At 65.2% G+C, this 22,389-nt stretch carries 19 protein-coding genes; 6 read left to right on the forward strand and 13 right to left on the reverse strand.

Translation table 11 applies throughout. The annotated features are described in order from the left end of the window. Positions 1–336: 336 nt before the first annotated feature. From MLG_RS00505 to MLG_RS00535, 7 genes are all read right to left on the reverse strand, one after another. Positions 337–1,125, reverse strand: a complete 789-nt coding sequence (locus MLG_RS00505; RefSeq protein WP_011627852.1) for a hypothetical protein — start codon at positions 1,123–1,125, stop codon at positions 337–339. Positions 1,126–1,162: 37 nt separating this feature from the next. Continuing rightward, the gene (locus MLG_RS00510; RefSeq protein WP_011627853.1) at positions 1,163–2,602 is read right to left on the reverse strand and encodes a mannose-1-phosphate guanylyltransferase/mannose-6-phosphate isomerase; all 1,440 of its coding nucleotides are present in this window, start codon (positions 2,600–2,602) and stop codon (positions 1,163–1,165) included. 53 nt (positions 2,603–2,655) lie between these two features. Beyond that, positions 2,656–3,756 carry a nucleotidyltransferase domain-containing protein gene (locus tag MLG_RS00515; protein ID WP_011627854.1) on the reverse strand — a complete coding sequence of 367 codons (1,101 nt, stop codon included), beginning with the start codon at positions 3,754–3,756 and terminating at the stop codon, positions 2,656–2,658. Continuing rightward, the gene (locus MLG_RS00520) at positions 3,753–4,625 is read right to left on the reverse strand and encodes an HprK-related kinase A (protein WP_041718130.1); all 873 of its coding nucleotides are present in this window, start codon (positions 4,623–4,625) and stop codon (positions 3,753–3,755) included. Before MLG_RS00520 ends, MLG_RS00515 begins: the two co-directional genes overlap by 4 nt. Before the next feature lie 36 nt (positions 4,626–4,661). Further along, positions 4,662–4,973 (reverse strand): HPr-rel-A system PqqD family peptide chaperone, encoded by a 312-nt coding sequence (locus MLG_RS00525; protein ID WP_011627856.1) that lies wholly within the window; start codon positions 4,971–4,973, stop codon positions 4,662–4,664. A gap of 84 nt (positions 4,974–5,057) precedes the next feature. Further along, positions 5,058–5,822: a hypothetical protein gene (locus tag MLG_RS00530; protein WP_011627857.1), complete on the reverse strand. Its 765-nt coding sequence runs from the start codon at positions 5,820–5,822 to the stop codon at positions 5,058–5,060. Positions 5,823–6,152: 330 nt separating this feature from the next. Beyond that, positions 6,153–6,896: a class I SAM-dependent methyltransferase gene (locus MLG_RS00535; RefSeq protein ID WP_011627858.1), complete on the reverse strand. Its 744-nt coding sequence runs from the start codon at positions 6,894–6,896 to the stop codon at positions 6,153–6,155. Between the two features lie 292 nt (positions 6,897–7,188). On the opposite strand from MLG_RS00535, the gene MLG_RS00540 reads away from it, so the two are divergent. After that, positions 7,189–8,571 (forward strand): right-handed parallel beta-helix repeat-containing protein, encoded by a 1,383-nt coding sequence (locus MLG_RS00540; RefSeq protein WP_011627859.1) that lies wholly within the window; start codon positions 7,189–7,191, stop codon positions 8,569–8,571. Here the strand turns inward: MLG_RS00540 and MLG_RS00545 are convergent. Continuing rightward, a complete protein-coding gene (locus tag MLG_RS00545; protein WP_011627860.1) occupies positions 8,499–11,867 on the reverse strand; it encodes a VanZ family protein in 3,369 nt (1,122 codons plus the stop codon). The genes MLG_RS00540 and MLG_RS00545 overlap by 73 nt on opposite strands. A gap of 299 nt (positions 11,868–12,166) precedes the next feature. Between MLG_RS00545 and MLG_RS00550 the strand changes: the two genes are divergently transcribed. The 3 genes from MLG_RS00550 (at position 12,167) to MLG_RS00560 (ending at position 15,239) form a co-directional block, all read left to right on the forward strand. Then, entirely contained in the window at positions 12,167–12,985 is an 819-nt protein-coding gene (locus tag MLG_RS00550) for a PEP-CTERM sorting domain-containing protein (RefSeq protein WP_011627861.1), read from the forward strand. Positions 12,986–13,121: 136 nt separating this feature from the next. Next, the gene (wecB, locus tag MLG_RS00555) at positions 13,122–14,276 is read left to right on the forward strand and encodes a non-hydrolyzing UDP-N-acetylglucosamine 2-epimerase (protein WP_011627862.1); all 1,155 of its coding nucleotides are present in this window, start codon (positions 13,122–13,124) and stop codon (positions 14,274–14,276) included. Between the two features lie 12 nt (positions 14,277–14,288). After that, positions 14,289–15,239 (forward strand): polysaccharide deacetylase family protein, encoded by a 951-nt coding sequence (locus MLG_RS00560; RefSeq protein WP_011627863.1) that lies wholly within the window; start codon positions 14,289–14,291, stop codon positions 15,237–15,239. Positions 15,240–15,262: 23 nt separating this feature from the next. Here MLG_RS00560 and MLG_RS00565 read toward each other — a convergent pair whose 3' ends face one another. Beyond that, positions 15,263–15,766, reverse strand: coding sequence for an inorganic diphosphatase (locus MLG_RS00565; RefSeq protein ID WP_011627864.1), 504 nt, complete (start codon positions 15,764–15,766; stop codon positions 15,263–15,265). 85 nt (positions 15,767–15,851) lie between these two features. Between MLG_RS00565 and MLG_RS00570 the strand changes: the two genes are divergently transcribed. Together MLG_RS00570 and MLG_RS00575 are read left to right on the forward strand one after the other, a co-directional pair. After that, positions 15,852–16,856, forward strand: a complete 1,005-nt coding sequence (locus tag MLG_RS00570) for a polysaccharide deacetylase family protein (protein WP_011627865.1) — start codon at positions 15,852–15,854, stop codon at positions 16,854–16,856. A 131-nt stretch (positions 16,857–16,987) separates the two neighbouring features. Next, the gene (locus MLG_RS00575; RefSeq protein WP_232209269.1) at positions 16,988–18,013 is read left to right on the forward strand and encodes a GNAT family N-acetyltransferase; all 1,026 of its coding nucleotides are present in this window, start codon (positions 16,988–16,990) and stop codon (positions 18,011–18,013) included. Here MLG_RS00575 and MLG_RS15910 read toward each other — a convergent pair. From MLG_RS15910 to MLG_RS00580, 4 genes are all read right to left on the reverse strand, one after another. After that, positions 17,973–18,665, reverse strand: a complete 693-nt coding sequence (locus tag MLG_RS15910) for a GNAT family N-acetyltransferase (protein WP_083761803.1) — start codon at positions 18,663–18,665, stop codon at positions 17,973–17,975. The genes MLG_RS00575 and MLG_RS15910 overlap by 41 nt on opposite strands. Before the next feature lie 33 nt (positions 18,666–18,698). Beyond that, complete coding sequence (locus MLG_RS15000; RefSeq protein WP_332247264.1) at positions 18,699–19,700, reverse strand: GNAT family N-acetyltransferase; 1,002 nt, start codon at positions 19,698–19,700, stop codon at positions 18,699–18,701. A 57-nt stretch (positions 19,701–19,757) separates the two neighbouring features. Continuing rightward, complete coding sequence (locus MLG_RS15005) at positions 19,758–20,777, reverse strand: glycosyltransferase family 2 protein (RefSeq protein WP_011627868.1); 1,020 nt, start codon at positions 20,775–20,777, stop codon at positions 19,758–19,760. A 286-nt stretch (positions 20,778–21,063) separates the two neighbouring features. Next, positions 21,064–22,329 (reverse strand): ISL3 family transposase, encoded by a 1,266-nt coding sequence (locus MLG_RS00580; protein ID WP_011627869.1) that lies wholly within the window; start codon positions 22,327–22,329, stop codon positions 21,064–21,066. Positions 22,330–22,389: the final 60 nt, after the last annotated feature.

Raw genomic sequence — 22,389 nt, forward strand, 5'->3', positions numbered from 1 at the left:
GAAACGCTGAAGGGACATCTACTTCCGTCATCGCGAGCCCCCCTCCCCGCTGCGCGGGCGCGAATCAGGGAAGAACGGCGGGGCTGCCATGGCGAGGGCCGCGGGTTTTCGGTCGTCATCGCGAGGGGGGCGCCCCACCCGTCATCGCGAGGGCCGAAGGCTTTCCCCCCGTCATCGCGAGGGCCGAAGGCCCGTGGCGATCCAGAGGGGTAGACTGCCACGTCGCTTCGCTCCTCGCAGTGACGATGGAGGTGGGTCCGCGGTGACGGTTTGTTCTTTCCTCAGCTATACAGTGTCTTCATCGATGCCTGGGATCGGGCAACGCGGAAGCCCCGATCAGGTGGAGAAGTGCGCCATTAGCTTCCGTGGCAGGGATTGCACGAAGGCGTCGTCCACCCGCCCTGACAGGTAATCCAAGGGCACCTGTTTGCCTTTACTCTGGCAGTAGCGGATCACTTCTGTTGCCACTGCCCGCACGGCCAATACGTCCTCATCTCCGCGCCGTGCCTGTCCTCCGAAATAGGCTACAAGGAAGTCATAGCGACGGTCTGTGGTGAAGGGCAGAATCTGGCGCCAGAGGTCGTAAAGATCGGAGCGGTACAACAGGCCGGCGCGAAACGCGCGGTGTAGCCGCCGAAACCAAAAGAGCGCCTCGTGCAGTGTGGCGCTATCGACCAGCACCCCGTCCTCCGATACGGCCACATGCCGCTTGCCTCGGCTCCAGTCATACCGAATGGTGTCAGGGGCCAGCCAACATACCTCCCGGGTCATCGCCACCACGAAACTGTATGCCCGGTTGCCATGGAAGCGTTCCCGTCCTTCGGGAAACCAGACGCTGGCCTCGCTTGATATCCGGCTGTGGTCGGCCTCCAGGTCATGGAGCAGCCGCTGGCGTTCGATCTCCCTTGTCACCTGCGCCGACTTGGCCTGGTGGCGGCTGACCAGCGCATAAGCCACCACTGCCACCACCAGCCCGCCGGCGACAGATAAAAGGATATTGGTTACGAAAAGGCTGACCTGAACCGAGATCTCGGAGAGGGTGCCTGGGTCCAGTTCCTGGTAAACCTCCTCGGAGATCGCGTCCATCACGATCCGCTCTACGTACTGGCGTATCCACTCGCGCATGAGGCGCCCCTCGGTAGATGCTCATCATGAAAAACGTCTAACGCCGGCCGTAGGTGTCCTCGAAGCGGACGATGTCGTCTTCCTGCAGATAGGGCCCGGTCTGGATCTCGATGATCTGCAGCGGGATTCGGCCCGGGTTCTCCAGCCGGTGCGGGCGGGTCTTGGGGATGTAGGTGGACTGGTTCTCCTCCAGGTAGATGGTCTCCTCGCCGTTGACGATGCGCGCGGTGCCGGCGATGACCACCCAGTGCTCGGAGCGGTGGTAGTGCATCTGCAGTGACAGCTGCCCGCCGGGTTTCACCACGATGCGCTTGATCTTGTACCGGTGGCCCTCCTCCAGGGTGGTGTAGCTGCCCCAGGGGCGGGCCACGGTGAGGTGGGTCTCGGTGAGCTCGCGGTGCTCCTCGCGCACCCGCGCGACCATCTGCTTGAGCTCGGCCAGTCGGCTGCGCGGGCAGACCAGGGTGGCGTCCCGGGTCTGCACCAGGGCCAGATCCTCAACCCCGTAGGCGGCGATCAGGCCGCTGTCGTCGCTCCAGAGCAGGTTGTTGCGGCTGTCCTCGGCCAGTACCGTGCCCTGACAGACGTTGCCGTCCGGGTCCTTGCTGCGTTGCTGATAAAGCGCCTCCCAACTGCCCAGGTCATTCCAGCCCAGCTCCGCCGGCACCACCGCCACCCGGTCGGCGTGCTCCACCAGCCCGTAGTCGATAGAGGTGTTGGGCAGTTCGGCGTAGGCCTCGGCGGTGGGGGGCGCCCCGGCGGCGGCCATGGCGGTGACCGCCTCGGCCAGGGCCGGCTGGTGGCGGGCCAGCAGATCCATGAACCGGTCCGCGCGGAAGACGAACATGCCGCCGTTCCAGTAGTAGCCCCCCTCCTCCAAGAAGCGCTCGGCCGTGGCCCGGTCCGGCTTTTCCACGAAGCGGCTGACCTCTTCCACGCCCTCCATCAGCGGGCGGGCGGCCTGGATGTAGCCGTAACCGGTGGCCGGCTCGGTGGGGCGGATGCCGAACAGCACCAAGTGGCCCGCTTCGGCGGCGGGTTCCGCCGCCCGCCAGGCGCGGTGGAAGTCCTCGACCCGGTTGATGACATGGTCCGATGAGAACACCCCCACCACGGCCTCCGGGTCGTGCCGCACGATAGCCGCCACCGCCCAGGCGATGGCGGGCAGGGTGTTGCGCCCGGCGGGCTCCGCGAGCACCTGATCTGCCAGTGCCGGGGCCACGGCGTGCAACTGGCCCATGACCTCGAAACGATGGTCCTGGTGGGTCACGGTGGTCACCCGGTCCGCGCTCACCAGGGGCAGCAGACGGCGGGCGGTCTGCTGGAGCAGCGACTCGTCGCCGTCCAGCGCCAGCAACTGCTTGGGCATGGTGCTGCGCGAGAGCGGCCAGAGCCGGGTGCCGGAGCCGCCGGCGAGGATGATGGCGTGGCGGTGGACCGGCGGTTGGTCGTCGGCGGGGCTGTGCAGCGTGTTCATGGGCTCCAGGTCCTCAGGGCATCGGCCGGTTTGATCCGGTGCGTCCGGCGGCGCTAGGCGTGGGCCTCGGGGGCCGCCATTCGTCTCTTGATGGCCTTGCGGGTGAGGTGGGGTACCAGCAGGCGCAAGGGCATGCGCAGGTAGTGCGACCTTACGTAAAGTATCCATCGGCAGGTCGGGGAAAGCCAATCGTCGCATTGCCAATGGTGGGGCGCGAGGCCGCGCCGGAACAGCCCGTCCATGAGCGGGCGCAGTGGCACGCCCGGGCCGGCTGCGGCGAGCCCCTCGTTGACGGTCGCCGGCACCGGGGTGTTCAGAAAGTGGGCCGCATACCGCAGGCCGTAGAACAGCGGGCGCGCCAGGTCCATCTCATGGGCCCGGTCCACCAGCGCGGGCCAGAAGCCGTCGACGTGGCGGTGGAAATGGCGGACCAGGTCATCCAGATCGACCAGATCCCGCAGGCCGTTCTCCAACTCGCCGTCGTGGAAGAGGTGGGTCGCGCTGTGCAGCACCATGTCGGTGGGGGCCAGCACATAGAGGTTTTGCCAGCCCGGGAGCGGCGTGGCGGCGGCGAATAGCTTGTCCGGGTCCGGGTGCAATCTCGCCGTCGGCGGCAGGACGGTGTGGTGGACGTCCAGCACGCTCTTTCGCCGGATGTGGGTCAGCGGGGGCAGTTCATGCATCCAGCGCCGGTAGTAGGTCTGGTCGTATTCGTCGTGGCCCTGCGCCAGCCAGCCGCGGGTGAACAGGACGTGTTCGGTGGTCGCCAGTGCCGGGCGTGGGACCATGATGTCCAGGTCCGCGAACAGCCGGCCGCGGGCGCTGGGCAGGCCGGCCATCAGGTAGGCCGCCCCCTTGAGAATCACCACCGGCGCCTTGCGCGCGGCCAGCGCCTCATGGACCTGTTCCACCTCCCAGCGCATCCGGTGGTGTTGTTCGGCGGCTACCCGGCCCGCCGCCTCCAGGTGGCGCCGCGGTCGGGCGGGCACCCGGTCGAACAGATCCCGCTCCTGTAACAGCGCGTGCAGGCGTGCCTCCAGTGAGGCGACCCGGGCCACCCGCAGCAGGGCGTCCCAATCGCCCAGGCGCAGTTCGCCGACGGAGGCGGGGTCGGTCAGTGCGGTCAGCAGGTGCTCCAGCGGGCGCGGCATCATGGGGCGTCCGTCAACGCGGTCAGGGCGTGCAGGCTCCGGTCCAGATCAGCGTAGTCCAACTCGAAGCAGGCGCAGCGGTCGATCAGGTCCGCGGCCGCCTCGAAGCCCTGGCCGCCCAGCACGCTGTAGTTGAAGGCCGCGTCGGCCAGGGTGAGCAGTGAATGGGCCTTGGGCATCGGCCTCAGGGCGTCCTTGCCCTCCGGTGCGAACCGCGGAAAGACCAGCCAGGCCGGCTGGGCGGGGACCTGGCTGCGGGCGATGCTCTCCTCCGGGGGCTTCAGGTGGGCCACCGTCCCTTTGGTCGTGTCGTGGGTGGACCGGCCCAGCACCGCCTGCGGAAAGCGTTCGCGTATCAGTGGGATGGCCTGGTTCTTCAGGCTGACCGGGCGTGGCAGGGGGCTGAGCATGCCGTCCTCCAGGGACAGGAGGGCAAACTCGTCCGACAGCAGCCGCCAGCCCGACAGCGCCAGTGCGGCGGCCAGCGTGCTCTTGCCCGCCCCCGGGGCGCCCGGGAGGATCAGCGCCCGGTCGTCCCGGGCGACGACAGCGGCGTGGATCATCAGGTAGTGGTGGCCGTGCTGGGCGATGCACCAATTCAGGCCCCATTCGAACAGCGGAAAGGCCTGGGCGAGGGGCAGCGGCTTGAAGGGGGAGCTGCCGTCCAGATAAAAGCGGGCCTGGGGCCGCCAGACGCCGCGCACCCCCGGGGCCCGGTCCAGGCGCACGTGAAAGTCGCAAAAGGGCGTGTCCGCCGGCAGGAGCTGCTCCGCATAGTGCAGCCCGATACTCTCGGCCATGGCCGGCAGCCGGGAACGCAGTCGCACGATAAAGGGGCCGATCTCCAGGGCCGCGCCCTGCGCGCGCAGCATATGGGGCAGATCGGGGGCAACGGCACCGGGCACGGGTTATTTCCGCTCCTTCACCAACTGCCGGCGGCGCAGCTCGGCGAGAAGCTGCTCGGTAAAGGCCTCCGCATCGGCCACGTCCTGGCCCCAGTCCCGGTCACATTTCTCGATGAGTTCCATCTCTGTCCTCGGTGCCTGGTGCAGCCATTGGAAGAGCGCGCCCGCCGCCCCCTCCAGCAAGTGGGTCTCGCCGGAGCGGTGGTCGTAGACCACCCAACGTTGTTCCCATTGACGGATGTGTGCCGCCGGCAGGGTAGCGGCCTGCCAACAGCGTTGGGTCGTTGCAGGGTTGGGGTCAGGGGCTGATGCCACTCCGTTGCCTCACGCCAAGTCGCCCCGCTGAACAGCGGGGCTACGGTTGGATCGGTGCGTCAATCTGGCCGTGGCCGGGGGACCTCAATCGTCCTCTCCGTCCGGGTCACTCTCATCGTAGTACGATTGCGACGTCTGTACCGGAATGCACTGGCCCAGCTCGTTCTTGGTGTAGCCATCCTCGCAGTCACCCCAACGATCGATGGGGCAGCCGCGGTTGTTCATGTTGTCGAAGACATCCTTGACCAGCTCCGGATCGGTATCCGCATCCTCGCGGGCCATGTAATAGGCTTCCTTGACGTCCTCGACCGTGGCCCCGTAATCGACCGAATTGCAGGCGGCATTCAACAGGGCTCCGACGGCGTGCCAGTCCAGCGAACCCTTGCAGCCTCCTTGGCCTCCGCTTTGCAGCACCTCCATCAGGGTGGCATAGGAGGGGGCGCAGGTGGGCCCGGTATGGAAGACGTCCGAGAAGCGGGTGCCGGCGCCAAAGGCATCCCAGACGGCGCAGGTGCCGTCCTCGTTCCGCTCGATGCACTGCCCGGGGTCGTAGCCGGTGCAACCCCACGCCTCGGTGTTGTTCTTCCAGAACCCCGGTGTGCAGCCCTGGCCGGTGGTGCATTCGTGGTCGATGTTGGAGACATTGGCGGAGAAGATCTCGCCGGACAGCGAGCACCGGCCCTGCGAGCCCCAGACGGGCCGGGCGGACAGAGAGAGGACCAGCGGCGCGGCCAGGCCGGCCTGGGTCAAGCGCCGGCGCGCCTTGTTCGGACGCTCGCCGGCGCAACCGCATCCCGCCTTGGGCGGGCCCTGGTCCTGGTTGGTGGAATCGTCCTTCCGCTTGCCCATTGCTGTCTAACTCCGCGCAATACACGCTGTCTTTAAGCCACCGGAGGCGCCCCGGATGTCGCGGGTGCGCGATTCGGGTAAGGCGGTTGTGGCTGACACCCGCATCCCATTGTGTACTATCTCTTGCAAAATCCGCGCCAAACATGCGCGATTAGCTAACCGGTTGAGCCACAGCCTAAAGTTCTCCCGATGCCCCGGGTCTCATCCCTGGAGCCGCCGGGGTTGTAAAGCCCGCTGACAGCTGCCGGGGTGGAGGCGAGGACTCCTTATCTGGCCACTAGCGCCAGTATAGGTGCTTTGCGCCAGGTGTTGTCCAGATTTACTAATGCCCTATTCATTGAGGGGACGGTGCGCGCGCAGGATAAAGGAGTGGCTCAAGCGCGCACCCACCGTCGGGATCTTTTCCATCACCCGCCGGGTGCCGGTCCATTCAGCGACCCCCTGCAGCGGTGCCAGCCGCCCTGGCAGCAGCGGCAGCCAGTGCAGGTGCAGGGGCTCCAGACCCGCCACCCGGGCGGCTTCAAGGAACTCATCGGGGCGGTCGTAGCGCAGATGCGGCGGTGCCCCCGCTCGTTGCCGGCGGTACTCGCGCCAGGCCGTGGGCAGGCAGCGGGCATTGAGGGCGTCGACCCATACCTCGCCGCCGGGTTTCAGCACCCGGTGCATCTCGGCCAGGGCCTCATCCGGGCGGGCCAGTGCCTGCATCACGCCAAAACAGAGCACGCCATCGGCCACGCCATCGGCCAACGGCAGTTGGCGGATGTTCGCCGCCAGCCAGGGGATACCCGCCGGGCTGCGCGCCCGGGCCTTGTGTAGGGAGGGGGCCGAGTAGTCCAGTCCCGCCACTTGGTGGCCCTCGGCGTGCAACAACCGGGTGTAGGTCCCTGCGCCACAGCCGATATCCAGCCAGCGTCCGGGGGCGCGCGCGCTCATCGACCAGAGGGTGCGGAACTGGCGCACCCGCCCGGCGAGCCCGGTCGGCGTCCAGCCGGCAATACCGGCGTCGTCGTCCAATTGCGCACCCCGCTGTGCGAAGCGGCGGCGCCAACGCTGTTCAAAACTGGAATCGCGCAAGATCTCGGGGGTCCCTGCTGCCGGATGACGATGGGGTGTAGGTGAACTTTACAGTCTGTACAGTCTGTGCCGGCGCACGTTGCCTGCCCGCCGCACATCGGCCGCTAACAGCATAAACCACTGGCCTGTCTTTGCCGTGTCTGGGGGGCTGCCGCCCGTGTTCCCCCTCCGCTGCTGGCCAGGCGCCGATCATGAACAATACTGCGAGCATCCACCACAACCTGATGGAGGCAGTGCCGTGCCGGGGTATTGGCATGAAGGGGGATGTTATGGGCGGCTGCGTATCAGCTTGATGGCCGCCTGCTGGCTGATAGCCCTGCTGGCGCCGGTCGGCCCCGCGCTTGCCGGCGCGGCGGTGACCGTGGACAGTGCCGCGGACCTGCGCCAGACCCTGGCGCAGGTGGAGCCCGTCCGTGTGCTCCAGGCTCATCCGTCCAATTACCGGGAAGTGGTGCGCCGCCTCGGGCCGGGGGACCACCTGCGATTGGCCGCTGGGGCGTACCCCCGTTCCCTGAGGTTGGATGGTGTCCAGGGGACCGCTGAACGGCCGATTATCATCTCCGGCCCCAGCAAGGGCCCGCCTGCCCTCTTCAAGGGCCGGCGGGGGGCCAATACTCTAAGCCTGGGCACCACCGCCCACATCGTCCTGCGGCACCTGACCCTTGATGGCGGCCGCGAGAACATCGCAGCGGTCACCCTGGAGGCAGAGGCCGACTACAGCCACGACATCACCCTCGAACACCTGACCATCCGCAACTACGACGGTGCCCAGGGCAACAGCGGCATTACCACCCGCGCCCCGGCCTGGAACTGGACCATCCGCCACAACGATATCCGTCGGGTGGGGACGGGAATGTACCTGGGTCAACCCGACGGTTCCGCGCCCTTCATCGGCGGGCTGATTGAGAATAACGTGGTGGCGGAGACGCTGGGCTATAGCATCCAGATCAAGCACCAGAACCGGCGGGACCTGCTGCCCCCCATGCCGGACGAACCCCGCCGGACCGTGCTCCGGTACAACCTGCTCAGCAAGGCCGAGGGTGGCAGCAGCGAGCGCGCCCGGCCCAACCTGCTGCTGGGGCACTTCCCGCCGGAGGGCGCCGGCCAGCACGACCGCTACCTGGTCTACGGCAACCTCTTCCACGAAAACCCGCATGAGCGCCTGTTCCAGGGCGAGGGCAATCTCTTCCTGTACAACAATCTGTTCATCAACCACGGCGGTGATGGTCTGATCGTGCTCCGGCACAACCACGTGCCCAAGGAGGTGCAGATCCTGAACAACACCGTGCTGGCCCGCGGGGTGGGCGTGCGGATCGATGCCCCGGACCGGGATTACCAGCAGGTGGTGGCCGGTAATGCGGTGTTCGCGGAACAGCCGCTGGCAATGGCCCGGGGCGTGCGGGAGGCGGTCAATCTGACGGCGCCCTTTGAGCGGGCGGCGGAGCGGCTCGCCCGGCCCCATGGTGAGGGCTGGGACCTGGACCTGTACCCCCAGCGGGGCGCGCTGCGCCGCGATGACCCCCTGCCGGTCTCGGGGGCGGATCTGCCGGGCTTTGAGCGGGACTACAACGGCAGGCCGCGCGAGCACGAGACCTACGGGGCCTACGATGGCGGCGCCGAGGGCAACCCGGGCCGGGCGGCTGGTGTGGGCCCGGGGGCCGGGCCGCTGCATTGAGCGGCGGGCACTGGTGCCTGCGGCGTGGGTCCGGCGTGCCGCTTGTCAGGCCGGCCGGTGGCCGCAACGCCCAGCAACAACAGCCCGTAGAAGAGCGTGGCGATGCGGGGCGAGAAGAAGATCGTGCTGAACAACCCCACGGCGAGCGCCCCGGCCAGACCGGCGGCCAGGCCCAGCGCCGTGATGTCGCCGGCGAGGGCGCGCCGGGCCAGCAGGAGCAGCCCGGCCAGGGTCAGCCAGACGAAGGCCAGCAGCCCCAGCGCGCCCTGGTCGAAGTAGAGCTCCAGCCATTGGTTCTCGATTCGCCAGGGCCACAGGTGGTCCGTGCTCATGTACCAGTGCCGGCCGAGCCGGGTGAAATCCCCGTTGCGCAGGTGGTCGTTGCCCGCCTCATCAAGCAGTTCGAAGGCGTCGAACTCCAGGAGGATGCCCGGCTCACCGCGGCTGGTGATGGAGAGGACCAGTCCGCGCTGAAAGGGCCAGGGGCGGCGGTCCATGTCCCGGAGGTCGAAGCGCCATTCCAGGTGTTCCCAATCCCCACCACCACCCAGGCTCAACCCCTGGGAGCGGCAGGTGAAGGAGTGACGTACCGGCTTCTCGCAAAGGAAGAGCGTGAACCCGGCCGGCACGTCACTGCGGGCCCGCACCCGCAGCCGGAAGTCCCCCTCCCGGGGCGGGGCCACCCGTTGGTTGAGAAACAGGGAGTCGCCCCGTCCCAGGCGCAGCAGGTCATTGCCATCGACGCGCCGGAAGTCGAAATTGGCCGGGATGCGCCCCTCGCGGTTGCCGAGGCGGTAGGCCTCCGGGAAGCTGCCCAGGCCCCGCCCGATCAGGGGTGACCAGGGCCCGGCGCCGGGCAGGTCCAGGCCCTCGCGCCAGTGGCTCAGGCGCTGTTCGAAATCGGCCTGCACCTGCCCCAGGCGGCGCTCGCCGAAACTGTCCATGAAGGGCAGCGCCACCGCGCCGGTCGCCAGGAGCGGTACCAAGGCGGCTGTGATCAGCCGCCCACGCCCTGTTGCACCCGGGCGCAGGGCGTGGGCCAGGGCCAGCCCGGCGAAGAGCACCAGCGCGACGACCAGACCCAGGTAGCCGCCGCGGGAATAGGTCACCGCGATCGCGTAGGTGGCGCCGATGGCCAGCAGGGGCGCAAGCGCCCAGGTCAGCCGCCGGTGCAGGCACCAGGTCAGGGCGACGGGCAGCGCCAGTACCAGGTAGGTCTCGATGCTGGGACCACCCACATGCATGTCCGTGAAAAAGCCCGAGATGCGGTAGCGGCTGTCCAGGTCCAGCAGGCCCGGGTAGGTGATCCGTTCCCGGATGACAATCAGGATCGTGGCGAGCAAGCCCGCTGCCACGCCGGGGAGCAGCCAGCGCTCCACCTGCTCCCGCTGGGGCAAGGGGATGACGCGCATCAGACCCAGCAGCACCAGGGCCCCCAGCAGCCCCTTGGCCACCCGCGGGGCGTTCAACGGATGGGCGTAGTGGTAGGCCTGCCCAAGATCGATTGCGGTGCTCGACAGCAGGGCGATGACCAGGCTGATCACGGTTGAGGCCATCAGCAGTATCAGCGGCCAGCGGATCGCCCTTGGCAACAGGCTGGATCTGGGGCGCGCCGGCCAGCGCCAGAGCACCACCGCCAGGGTGGCGAGCAGGAACAGGTCCAGTTCCGAGAGGAAGAGCCGCCCGGTGTAGAGCGTCAGGTCCAGGGTGGGGATCAGCAGGGGGATAATCAGGAGCCCGATCTGGGGGCGCCAGTGCAGTAGCGCCAGGTAGGCGACCAGGCCCGCCGTCAGGGCCCACGCCGCCACCGGCCAGCTCAGGGCGAGGACGAGGGCCAGCACCCCGCACAACGCGCCCAGCGCCTGGTGCCAGGGGCTCTCGCCGGTCAGCACGTGGCGTGGCGAGGCCGACGGCCCGGAGGGGGACGGGGCCGCGGCGGGCGCCACCGGCCGACTGCTGCTGGTGGCGGTCAGCCAGGCGCAGGCGGCTGCCACCGCCCAGGCGGCCAGGGCACCGAGCACCAGGCTGGCGGGATCGGGCCGGGCGTCGGCAACGAACAGCTTGCCGGCCTCCATCAGCAACGCCGCCAGTGCCCCGCTGGCGGCGGCGAGCCCGTAGAGCCGGGCCTGGCCGCCGGGACGCCCGACGTGCCAGAGCCAGGCCATCAGGCCGACGGGTGCGTACATGGCCAGGTGCAACGCGGTGCTGCGCAGGGCCACGATCTCCGGCACGTGGTAGTGGTAGTAAAAGGGCAGCAGCCGCAGCTCGCCCCACTGCCGCCAGGCCCGCTCCAGGTCGGTGTGGTAAGGGCCGAAGCCGTGGTTCAGGCCCAGCAGCAACAGCAGGTAGACGGGGAGCGTCAGGCCGAGGATCAGCCTCCCATGCTGCTGCAGGAAGCGGAGCACCCCATGGGAGTGGGCCGGTAGCCGGTGCAGCAGGACTAGACCCGCCGCTATGCCGGCGCTCCGCAGCAGCACAGACCGGCCCTCGGTGATCCCGCTGAGAGTCAATAGGTTGAGGGCCTCCAGCCCGATGGCCAGCACCACCGCCAGCGGCAGCCCGGCCAGCAGAGTTGGGAACCGGCGCCGCTGCAGCCAGACGGCGAGAAGCAGGCCCACCGGTACCGCCGCGGCCACTTCCAGGCTGAGCCAGGCGTAGCAGCGCAGCCCCGTCGTGCAGGCGTCGGGGGTGGTCCACAGGCCCCAGGCGCTGGACCGTAGCCGGCGCATCAGTTCGTCGGCACTGAGCACCATGTCGAAGGGCAGCAGCCCGATGACCACGTAGACCACCAAATACCCGATCAGGGCCAGGTGGAGCGCGCGCGGTCCGCCCCCGGACAGGGTCTGCCACCAATGGGCCAGCGGATCGCGCAAGGCGAACCAGGCCAGCGAGCCCAGCACCGCGCCGGTGAAGTTGCCGGCGATATCGGCGGCCGCCGGGTGCCGGAAAGGCAGCCAGATCTGAAGGAACTCCACCGTGGCCGTCACCGCCAGACCGAGGGCGGAGACGGCCAGGAAGGTGGCCAGGGTGGTGCCCCTGTCGCGGCGCCCATAGGCCAGCCAGGCCGACCAGAAAAAGCCCAACGGCAGGAACATCAGGGCATTGGCCATGAACTGCTGGCGGCCCGAGGCGCCGGGACCGGTAAGGTCCATGTTCCGATAGACCTCCCACGCCTGACGCAGGCCGAGATCATCGCGGAACTCGAAGGGCAGCAACGTGAGATAGACCGCGGCGCCCAGGGCCAGCCAGGCCCAGGTGAGGCAGGTGCCGCGTTGCCAGGGCTCGCGGTGGGTCATGTGTGAGGGGATGATTGCATTGGCGTCCTGAACTGTCGGAATCGCTTACACCCAATACCGGGCCGCGTTTCGCGCTGTTGCAGCCATTGTAGCCGGACCGCAGAGCGGTACTGACCGCGGCTAGTCTCCGCAGCCAATAGCCACAACGATAAGTCGGAAATGTTTACAGTTCGGTATCCAATACCATGGGGCAAGTCGGGCATAAGCTTGATTGTGCCCGTTTTTCAGGGTGTCGGAACGCATCTTGCCCCCTCAGTTGTCGAATCGAATCGGTTTGTTGCAGTACGGGGGAAGCAAGCATGCGTTTCACAACCACCTGCGCCGCGGTAGCCCTGGTCAGCGGTTCGTTGATGGGCTTGCCCGCCCACGCTACGGTGATCACCTACGAGTGGTCGGCGGCGGACATGATAAGCAACGTCTTTGTCGACGGAGAGGATGGCACCAAGGCCGCTGAGAACGGGCTGTTCGCCGGGGCCACCCGCCTGCGGGACGGGAGCAGTACCGGTGAGGGCGCAGCCCGGACCTACGTGGAGAGTCAGCACGGTCAGTTCATAGAGCGTTACAACTTTCTGGCGCGAGAGGGCGAGACCCTGACCAGCTTCAATCTCTGGGGACTGGATGGGCGCGGCGTACAGTGGGGTGAGGACTACAAGCCCCTGGCTTGGGTCGATGTGACAGCACCCGATGGCTGGAGCACCGGCTTCTTTGATGCGGGGCCCGATGGCCTGGGCTGGTTCCAGAATACCAATCCGGATCTGGGCAACTACCTGGCTTACAACACCCCGCTGTTCCCCTGGTTTTCGGCCCCCGAGGATGGAGGGCTTCCCCTGGTCGATGACGGGACCTTTGACTCCCTGATGTTCTCGGCCACCATCGAGTTTGATCCTGACGACGCCTTTTGGGGCGAGGACACGTTTGGGGCGCCGAACGATATCAACTCCGTGCTGACCGCCTATTTCGGCGGCAATCTCTCCAGCGGGGATATGCTGGAGGGGAACATGGCGCTACGTACGGCCGTGCCCGAGCCCGGGACCTGGCTGCTGATGGGCATGGGGCTGTTGGCCATGGGTTGGATGGTCCGGCGACGCCGGCCATCGGCGGGCGCTCAGGGCGCTTGATTCCGCCCATTGCCAGGGCCGGTGCACAGTGACGTATAGCCTGGTCGGATGCAGCGGACAGATTCCCGACACATACTAGGGGGCCAGGCTATACCGATCACGTCCGCTTTAGGACGGAAACGACACGAGGCCCTGAATGCCCAGTAAGCGACAGTGTGACATCCTCTGCATCGTGGGCGCCCGCCCGAACTTCATGAAGATCGCCCCGGTCATGCGGGCGTTGCAGGCGCAGGGCATCCCGGCGCGGCTGGTGCACACCGGACAGCACTACGATGCGGAGATGAACGAGCGCTTCTTCGCCGACCTGGGCATCCCCCACCCGGACATCAACCTGGAGGTGGGCTCCGCCAGCCACGCCGTGCAGACGGCGGAGGTCATGCGTCGCTTCGAGCCGGTGGTGGACGAGCTGCAGCCGCGGGCGGTGCTGGTGGTGGGGGATGTCAACTCCACCATCGCCTGTGCCCTGGTCGCGGCCAAGAAAGGGGTCGGTGTCATCCACGTGGAGGCGGGCCTGCGCAGCTACGACCGCGCCATGCCCGAGGAGATCAACCGGGTGCTCACCGACCAGATCTCCGACCTGCTCTTCACCACCGAGCGCCACGCCGAGGCCAACCTGGCCCGCGAGGGGATCGATACCGGGCGGGTGCACTTTGTGGGCAACGTGATGATCGATACCTTGCGCCACAACCTGGAACGGGCCGTGCCGTGGCAGGAGGCCCTTGCCGCCGCGGGTGTGGACCTGACCCCCTTCCAGCGCGCCGGGGGCTACGGCGCGGTTACCCTGCACCGGCCGTCGAACGTGGATGAGCCCGCGGTGTTGCGCCGGGTGACCGAGACCCTGATCGGGGTCTCGCGGGACCTGCCGCTGGTGTTTCCGGTGCATCCGCGCACCCGAGCCCGGCTTGAGGCCTTCGGCCTGCTGCCGGCCCTGGCGTCCGAGCCCCGCATCGCCCTCCTGCCGCCGGCGGGCTACCTGGAGATGCTCGGGCTGATGCGCGACGCCCGGGTGGTGCTCACCGACTCCGGCGGTATGCAGGAGGAGACCACCGCCCTGGGCGTGCCCTGCATCACCCTGCGCGAGAACACCGAGCGCCCGATCACCCTGGACGAGGGCACCAACGTCCTGGTGGGCAACGACCCCGGGCGCATCCTGGCTGCGTTTAACGAGGTCCTGGGCGGCGGGGGCAAGCAGGGCCGGGTACCGGACTACTGGGACGGCCGGGCCGCCGAGCGCATCGTCGAGGTGCTGGCGGACTGGCTGGCGCGGGAACAGCCCGCGGCCGCCGGCTAGACCAGGGTGGCCATGGTGCTGCGGTCGCTGCTGTCACTGCTGTCCCCGGGAGGCGCCCGCGGGCGGCTGTCGATCCTGATCTATCATCGGGTGCTGCCGGCGCCGGACCCGCTGCTGCCGGGCGAGCCGGACGCGGCACGCTTTCAGTGGCAGATGCAGCTGCTGGCACGCCACTTCAATCCCCTGCCGCTGGCCGAGGCGGTGCGGCGGCTGCGCGACGGCACCCTGCCCCCCCGGGCCGCTTGCGTGACCTTCGATGACGGCTACGCCGACAACGCCGAGGTGGCCCTGCCCCTCCTGCGCTCGGTGGGCGTGCCCGCCACCTTCTTCATCGCCGTCGGGTACCTCAATGGCGGTCGTATGTTCAATGACACCCTGATCGAGACCGTGCGCCGGCTGCCCGAGGGCGAGGTCGACCTGACGCCGGAGGGGCTGGGGCGGCGGCGCGTCGCCTCCGACAGCGACCGGATCGCGCTCTGCAAGGCATTGATCGGGCAGTTCAAGTACCAGCCGCCGGCGGTGCGGAACCGCGGGGTGGAGGCCCTGCCCGAGCGTTTGGGCATCACGGTCCCGGACGACCTGATGATGACCAGCGGCCAGTTGCGCGGCCTGGCCGACGCCGGCATGGAGATCGGCGGGCATACCCTCACCCACCCCATCCTGGCCCGGCAGTCCGCCCCGGAAGCGCGGCAGGAGATCGAGGCGGGGCGGGAGGCGCTGGAGGGTATGCTGGGCCAGCGCGTCCGGCTGTTCGCCTACCCCAACGGCCGGCCGGGAACCGACTATGCCCCCGAGCACGTGGACATGGTGCGCGACTGCGGCTTCGAGGCGGCCGTCTCCACCGCGGCCGGCGCCGCCGGCCCCGCCTCCGATCCCTACCAGCTACCGCGCTTCACCCCCTGGGACCGCACCCCCGGCCGTTTCGCCCTGCGCCTGGCCCGCAACCTCGCCGGGCGCGCCTGAACGGGCCCGTGACGGCAGACTGCTCAGAAGGGCACCTGCGGCGGCGTCCACTCCGGCCCCCGCGGCTGGGCCCTCGCGATGGCAGCGGCGGCATCGTCCCAGCCGTCAAAGGCGTTCCGGCCCGGACGGCCGCGGTAGCGGTTCAGCAGCGCCTTGCAGTGGGCGTAGAAGCGGAAAAAGCGCTCCACACGCCGCAACTCCGCTGCGGTGGGTGGATGGTGGCCGCAGACCAGCTTGTCGTCGGTCATGCCCCGGTCTGTCAGGGCGATCGAGGCGTAGGCGCGCACCGAGACCCGGCGGCCCAGCGGCAGCCGGGGCCCGAGCACCAGGGCATCCAGCAGATCGCCCTCGCGCCCGATAAACGCCGGGACCGCGCCGTAGTTGAACGGGCAGGGCAGCGGGGAGACGAAGTCGATCTCCCCGGTGGAGCCGCGTTTGAGGAAGCTCCAGCGGGGGACTTCGATGAGTACGGTCACCGTGGGTGTCGTCTCATCCGCGGTGGCGCTGGGCCGGGCCGGGTTGCGCATAAGCCGCCATAGGGTTACGGGAAATGTGCGGGGTGATGGACTACCCTGCTTGAGTTGAACCGCCTCCAGCCGAGGAGAGTTGCAGATGCCCACCCGGGTGCACATCACCGTCGACACCGAGTTCAACATCGCCGGCGCGTTTCGGGACCCGCAGGCTCACCAGCCCGTGGGCCCGCCGTCGGTGTACTGCAACATCGATGGACGGTCCGAGGGCCTGGGCCACCTGCTGGACACCCTGGAGGCGCACGGCCTACGCGGGACATTCTACGTCGAAACCTTGAACACCTGCTTCTTCGGCGACGAACCCATGGGGGCCATCGCCCGCGAGATCGCCGGACGGGGGCACGATGTGCAACTGCACCTGCACCCCTGCTGGACCTATTTCGAGCATGAGGACTGGCCGGAGCGGCTGGCCCACGACCCGCCCAGCGACGATGTAACCCGGCGCAGCGTGGAGGAGCTGGTGGCGTTGATCGAGCGGGGCCGGGCGACCTTCCGCCGCTGGGGCCTGCCGGCACCCACGGTGCTGCGCACCGGCGGGCTGAAGGTGGGCCTGAACGTCTACCAGGCCATGCGCCGGGCGGGCATGCGGGTGGCCTCGAACATCGGCCTGGCCATCTACCGCCCGGCGGAGCCGGAGCTGCAACTACTGGCCGGGTGCCACGATATCGACGGGGTGCTGGAGTTTCCGGTGACCACCTACACGGACTTCCGCCTCGGCCAGCGCAGCCACTACAAGACGCTGACCATCACCGGCAGCTCCTGGCCGGAGATGCGTCGCCTCCTGACCCAGGCGCGGGATCGGGGGTTGAGCGACGTGGTGGTGCTGACCCACCCGTTTGAATTCATCAAGCATCGGGATACCCGCTACCGGGCGTTGTGTGTTGATCGGGTCAATAGGCAGCGGCTAGAACGCCTCTGCAGCTTTGTTTCGGCTGAACCGGGCCTGGAGTCGGTTTGCACCGGTGGGGTAACAGGTGCTGGCGGGTCTTCTGGTGATGAGCGGACATTAGTGCCCCTGGCAGTGCCTCTGCGATATGTGTTGCCCCGCATGGTGGTCAACAGGATCAACCAAGTTGCGTGTTGGTAATGAGATTGAGCGTGATGACAACGTTGGCACAGAAAACACCGCCCTCGGGCCAATGGCGCCTCATCCCTCATTCGGAGGCCGCGTCACAAACCGTAAAGGGAGCACCTTTGGGCCAAATGTTGGACCACGACTTGGACTGGCTGACGGCAACGGCTCATCCCTCGCACGGCGAGGTGGGGCAGTTCGTCTCCGGCGATCATTATCTGCCGTTCTATGCTCACGATGGTGGTTTGGGTTTCTTACTGGCCGGCTTCGCTTTAGGGCGCATTCCGATCCGACGATACGTCATCAGCGGCAATTTGCCGTATTTGTCGAAGCCAGAGGCGGCAGAGGTGCTTTGCCTCCTGCGGCGGGAGCTTGGTAGCCGAGGCGTGCTATTCCTAATAGGCGTCGTTGAAGGTGAGCCCCTCTGGCAGGCGTTGCGAGAGCCAATAGTGCGAAGGCACTACCGCGTGTTGCAAAGTGGTGGGTTGGAAACGCGTCGGCTGGCGTGCTTTCCAGAGGGTTTTGATGCCTACCTGGCAAGTCTGCCCAGAAGAAGGCGTCAGGATTTGCGACGGAGCGAGCGGCGTTTTTTACGGCGATTTCCCGGCTGGTCTCTTGGGGTGTATACCGAGCCCGAGCTGTTGGGCCGTTTCCTAGGTCAGGTTGAGCCGGTTTCTTTGAGGACGTACCAAAGCCGATTACACGGTCTGGGGATAACTGAAACCGGTTGGATTGCCAGGAAAGTGCGGGCCGGTGCCCGCCTGGGCAAGGCTCGTTGTTACGCCCTCTTCGTCGATGGCCAGCCAGTTGCCTGGCGTATCGGGTTTGTTCATGGTGGCATCTACTACAGCCACCACATCGGCTATGACCCGAGGCTGGCACAGTGGCACCCCGGCATTGTACTCCAGTTGAAAGTGATCGAGGATCTTTGTCAGCTCACGCCGGCCGTCAGCGAACTCGACATGTTGTATGGGGATAACCCCGTCAAAGAAAAGCTCAGCAACGCTTGCCGTCGGGAGGGGAAATTTTACCTGTTCCCGAATAACCTCAAGGGGAACCTAAGCTTTGCGGCATTGAGAGGCTTCAATGCCTTTTCGGACGGCGTTTCAGGCCTTGCAGACTGGCTCCGTATCAAGGAGCGTCTGCGGCGTCGCCTGCGCCGCGCGGTTTGATGGACGGCGAGACCTTTAAGCCGACACGACGCACTCCCGGTGTCGCCAGTAACCGCCCGCTCCGTGTCGCCAGAATCATGGCCTCGCACCGCCATCCCGCGCAGCGAAATGAGGCACGGGACGCCATATTCGTTGATCGGATGTGGCACAATCCTCGTGCGAATCCCTCGTCAACCAAAACTGAAAAAGTAGAATTCATAAGCTTGCGAGCATACCCCCTATCACGGTGTTCGGGCGCAGTGTAAAGGAAGCTGATAAAGAATGCGTCAGGCGCCAGCTCGAACTCTAACGGTACGGGAGTGGATACGGGGAACGTGCCAAAATTTACGTTCAGTTGCGCTAAGATCCCATCGGGACCTTTCAGAGCATAAATGCGCCCGCCATTTGAGATTATTCTTGCTGGCGCGCGACCGCTATGCCGTGCTAGATAGTCTATTTTTTCTTTAGGTAATGCATCCAGATCACTTTCTTTGGTTAGAGTAACAAGCCTACTGGAAAATGCGGCCTTGTCGTCTTCCCTAGAGCTTGTCACGGTTTCCAGGGGGTTGTTTGAAGCGTATACGTAGTGGACCAAAATCCGGGCTGCGTGCTTCAGTAACCAGGTTCCGACCGCATCTAAAAATAAACCAGCTCTCCGCAACCGGTGACGCATTGGCGCCCTCCTGAAGTCTTGTAAGTGTTTTGTTTACCGGCCTCGCAATGATCGTCTTATTCGGTCCTTTAATCCGGCTTGATCAAGAAACCAGGAGAGGCCTTCGGAAAGTGTCAGGCTGGATAAGTTTAGCACTACGGCCGCAATGGTTTTGGGAGTTAGCTTAAGCCAATATATATCGCCACAGACTCTGCAATGGCTTCCGAAGAATGCTTTGTGAGGGGCGTCTCCCTCGCAGAAATCGAAGTATTGAAAGCGTCCCTCTTTAAACAAATTATCTAGTGCTAGCCATTGTAATATCGTTCCTGGAGAGAGAGTTGCGGCGTTGGGTTTGTACCCCAAGAAACGGTATCGTAAAACGCCATCCTGAGCTGGGCAGTATAGGTAAGCAACAGGATCGCCAGAATGAAAAAGGAGAAAACCCCTTACTTGGTCATTCTGGGCTAAAGAAATGGCGGCATCGTAGAATTCCTGGCTATCAGGCAAAGCAGCACCTAGCAGTCGCTTTTGGTAACTGACGTCCGCCACTCCTCTCGCCAACTCAAGGAATCTTCTTATTTCATTCTCCGTCTTGTAGCACCGCCATTCCAACTCTCCCTCAGATGCCTTTTCGAACTTACGAATCTTTCGGCGAATGCTTTGTCGCGACTTTCCGGAAAAGGTGTGCAGGTAGGTTTCCCAGCCTTGAGATAAGTCAATGTAGTGTCGCCGATAAACTCGTGGGACGTACCGGATAAAACCTTTGTCAAGACTAAGGCGTGGGAACTCAGGTGCTTCCGGACTGGACCGTGCCAAAAATCCATGCGGACCCATTCTCTCCGGGTTTCTTCTTCCTTTTTTGTCGTGAATAAAAAGCGACTTATCTACGGATAATCGTAGCGTGATGCCGCCGAGGGTAAATCCGGCGAAGTGAACCGGTAGTCGAATTCTCTCTACAGGCGGGCTATTTCTCATTGCGGGGAACCGTTGCGTTGTTTTGTTCGAAATTGTTGAGTGATTGGGGTGAATTATAGCAGGTGGTTGCGATGTTTTCATTGCATGCCCGCATCCATTTCGGCGAAGCAATTGTGATCCTGGTGCGTTACAAAAAAGCTAGGTATTTTTTGCTCCAATGGCTTTCTTTCCCAAGATACGAATAACATTGGGTAGAATAAATGCGGCCCCGTAGGGGTCATGCCGTAGAGTGGATCTCACGCAGCCCCAATTCAATGGCTTTCGATGGCGAATATTATGCAATATTGTGGCCACAAACGCTCTACGAAACTCAGAAAGCTCACGGCACACATGACCTCTTTGTCGTGACGTTAAGTCGATTTCGTTCAGGATCATCGTGGACATTTTTATGTAGCTAGAAGTAAGTCGTAGGTGTCCTTCTGTCTGCCATCCGGACTTGTCCAGCACATTTACTCCCTCTCCTTCTTCAGCGTAAACCTTTGGAGAGAACGCTATGCTTTTTAGCCTTTTGCTTAGCCGCAATTTAAACAGCCGATCTTCTCCCTGAAATAGATGTTCCGGGAAGCGTAACGAGGGAAATTTGTCTATTCTATACGCCATGGCCGTCGCGCTTACTAAGTTGCTCCGGAAGACCATCAGGTCAAAAAAGTCGCCCCGAAAATTATAAATATCTCGCTTCTGGTTTATTAGGGTGTGCTTGTGTGGCTCGATGTTTCGAGAAGAGTCCTTGCTCCAGGAAAAACGGGGTTTACTACCTTTTCTTCTTGTGTTACCAATAAAGAGTTCGCATTCTCTTTGCAGCGCCCAGACGGCGTCTGGAAGAAATTGCTCGACCCAACAATCATCCGAGTCTAGGAAAGTCGCGAATCGTGTGCCGCCGGAAACATGGTCCAGTCCTGTGTTTCGTGCAGCGGCAGGCCCTGAGTTTTTTTGACGTATAATGGTCAAACTGATGCCGTCATGGAGGTCGCCGACCTCGTCCTGAGCCGGTATCGGAGAACCATCATCTACGATGATGATTAACGGGTCGACATCACCTTTGGTATCCAGCACTGAGCGCACACACTGCCGCAACAGGCCTGGCTGCCGCTGGAAATAAGGTATGATGACAGCAATTTTCCGGTCGGTCGTAGCCAATTCGGTTCTCCGGGATAGCATCGGTTCTGAGTTATAGTGTTTTGGGTAAACGAGCTCCTGAGGTGGAGTCCTTCTCAGGAATTATGATGCAGCATCGGATGTATCTCCACCGGTATCGTGGCTGCCGCAACTTTTCGCGATGAGTGAGCGGCAACCGGAGCGTGCTCCCCAAGTTGGACAGTCGCTCACCGCGTAAGGTCGGGGGAGTCTAGATGTCGGGTCCCGAGGGATGCCGCACCTGCCGCAGGAATAAATGAGGATGGCTTTGGGCACCTTCTCGGATTGTGTGGGTTAGCCCTGATTACGGTCATGCCGCCGCCACCCTGGATGTTGTGGTGTAGGGGGAGCTTGGCAGTTGGGTGAGTTTGCCGCCGATCAGGTAGGTCATGGTGATCAGGTTGCGCACGGTGCGGTAGCCGCGGGTGCGAGCCTTGGCGGCCTGAATCCGTCCGTTGAGGGCCTCGACGCCGCCGTTGTTCAGCCGCGAGTCGAAGGCGTTGAGGATGCCATCCCAGTGGGCCTTGATCGTGAGCGCCAGGCGTTTGAACGGCGCGAGCCGGCAGCGCCGTGCCCAGCTATACCAGCGCTGGAGTTCTGCCTCGGCGATCTCGCGTGGCGGCGCCTGGGCGTAGAGCTCGCGCAGGGCATCCTTGAGCCGCCAGGCGCGGGCGGTCTTGAGTTGCGTGCGCGAGAGCGTGTGGAAGTCCTGGAGTTGGCGGGCGGTCCAGCGCCAGCCGTCTTTCAGCCACACCCAGCGGGTGTGTTTGAGGATCGGCCGCTCCCGGACCTCGGCGCGGCGTACCTGGTCAACGGCGGCGTTGGCGAGCTGGATGACGTGAAAGCCATCGAACGTGACCGCAGCCGCCGGCAGGTAGCGGCTCACCCCGGCGATGTAGGCTTTCGACATATCGATACAGGCGGCGGTAACGGCCTCGGGCTCACCGCCGTGGGCCCGCAGGTCCTCGGCAAAGCGCGCCACGGTATGCTGATCGCGCCCCGGGCAGGCGTAGAGCACGCGCCGGCGCTCAAGGTCGTGGAAGATGCTGATGTAGTGGTGACCACGCCGGGCGGCGGTCTCGTCGACCCCCACCGTCGTGACCTCGCTGAAGTCCTCCTGCGCCCGGGCGGCATCGACGTAGTGATGCAGGATGCGCCAGAGCGCGTCATCACCCACGCCGAGATGGCGGGCCACCACCTGGACCGGCATCTGCGCGCACAGTGTCACCACCATCGCCTCAAAGAGTTCGGTGAAGCCGCTGCCCGGGCGGGCCCAAGGCACCGCCACTTGCGTTGTCTTCCCGCAGCTACCGCAGCGCACCCGTGGCACTGGGGCATGGATATAGGCGCGGTGCTCGAAAAAGTGCAGGTGCTGCCAGCTACGCCGGCGGCTGTCGTGGACCGGCTGATCCGCCGCCCCGCAGGCCGGGCAGGCAAAGCGCGCCCCGCGGGCAAAGCCCACCTCCAGGTCGATCTGTTTGGCGTCCGGGTCAAAGTCCACCGAAACCACCTCCCAAGGCGGCGCCAGACCCAGGGCGGCGGAAAACAGACTGAACTCAGACGCGTTTGGGGCCATGGTGTCGGTACTCCGGTGGCAGTGATCCTGAGTGCACAACATATCGGTTACCGCCGCCTA

This window comes from Alkalilimnicola ehrlichii MLHE-1, assembly GCF_000014785.1.
GTDB classification, from domain to species: Bacteria; Pseudomonadota; Gammaproteobacteria; order Nitrococcales; family Halorhodospiraceae; genus Alkalilimnicola; species Alkalilimnicola ehrlichii.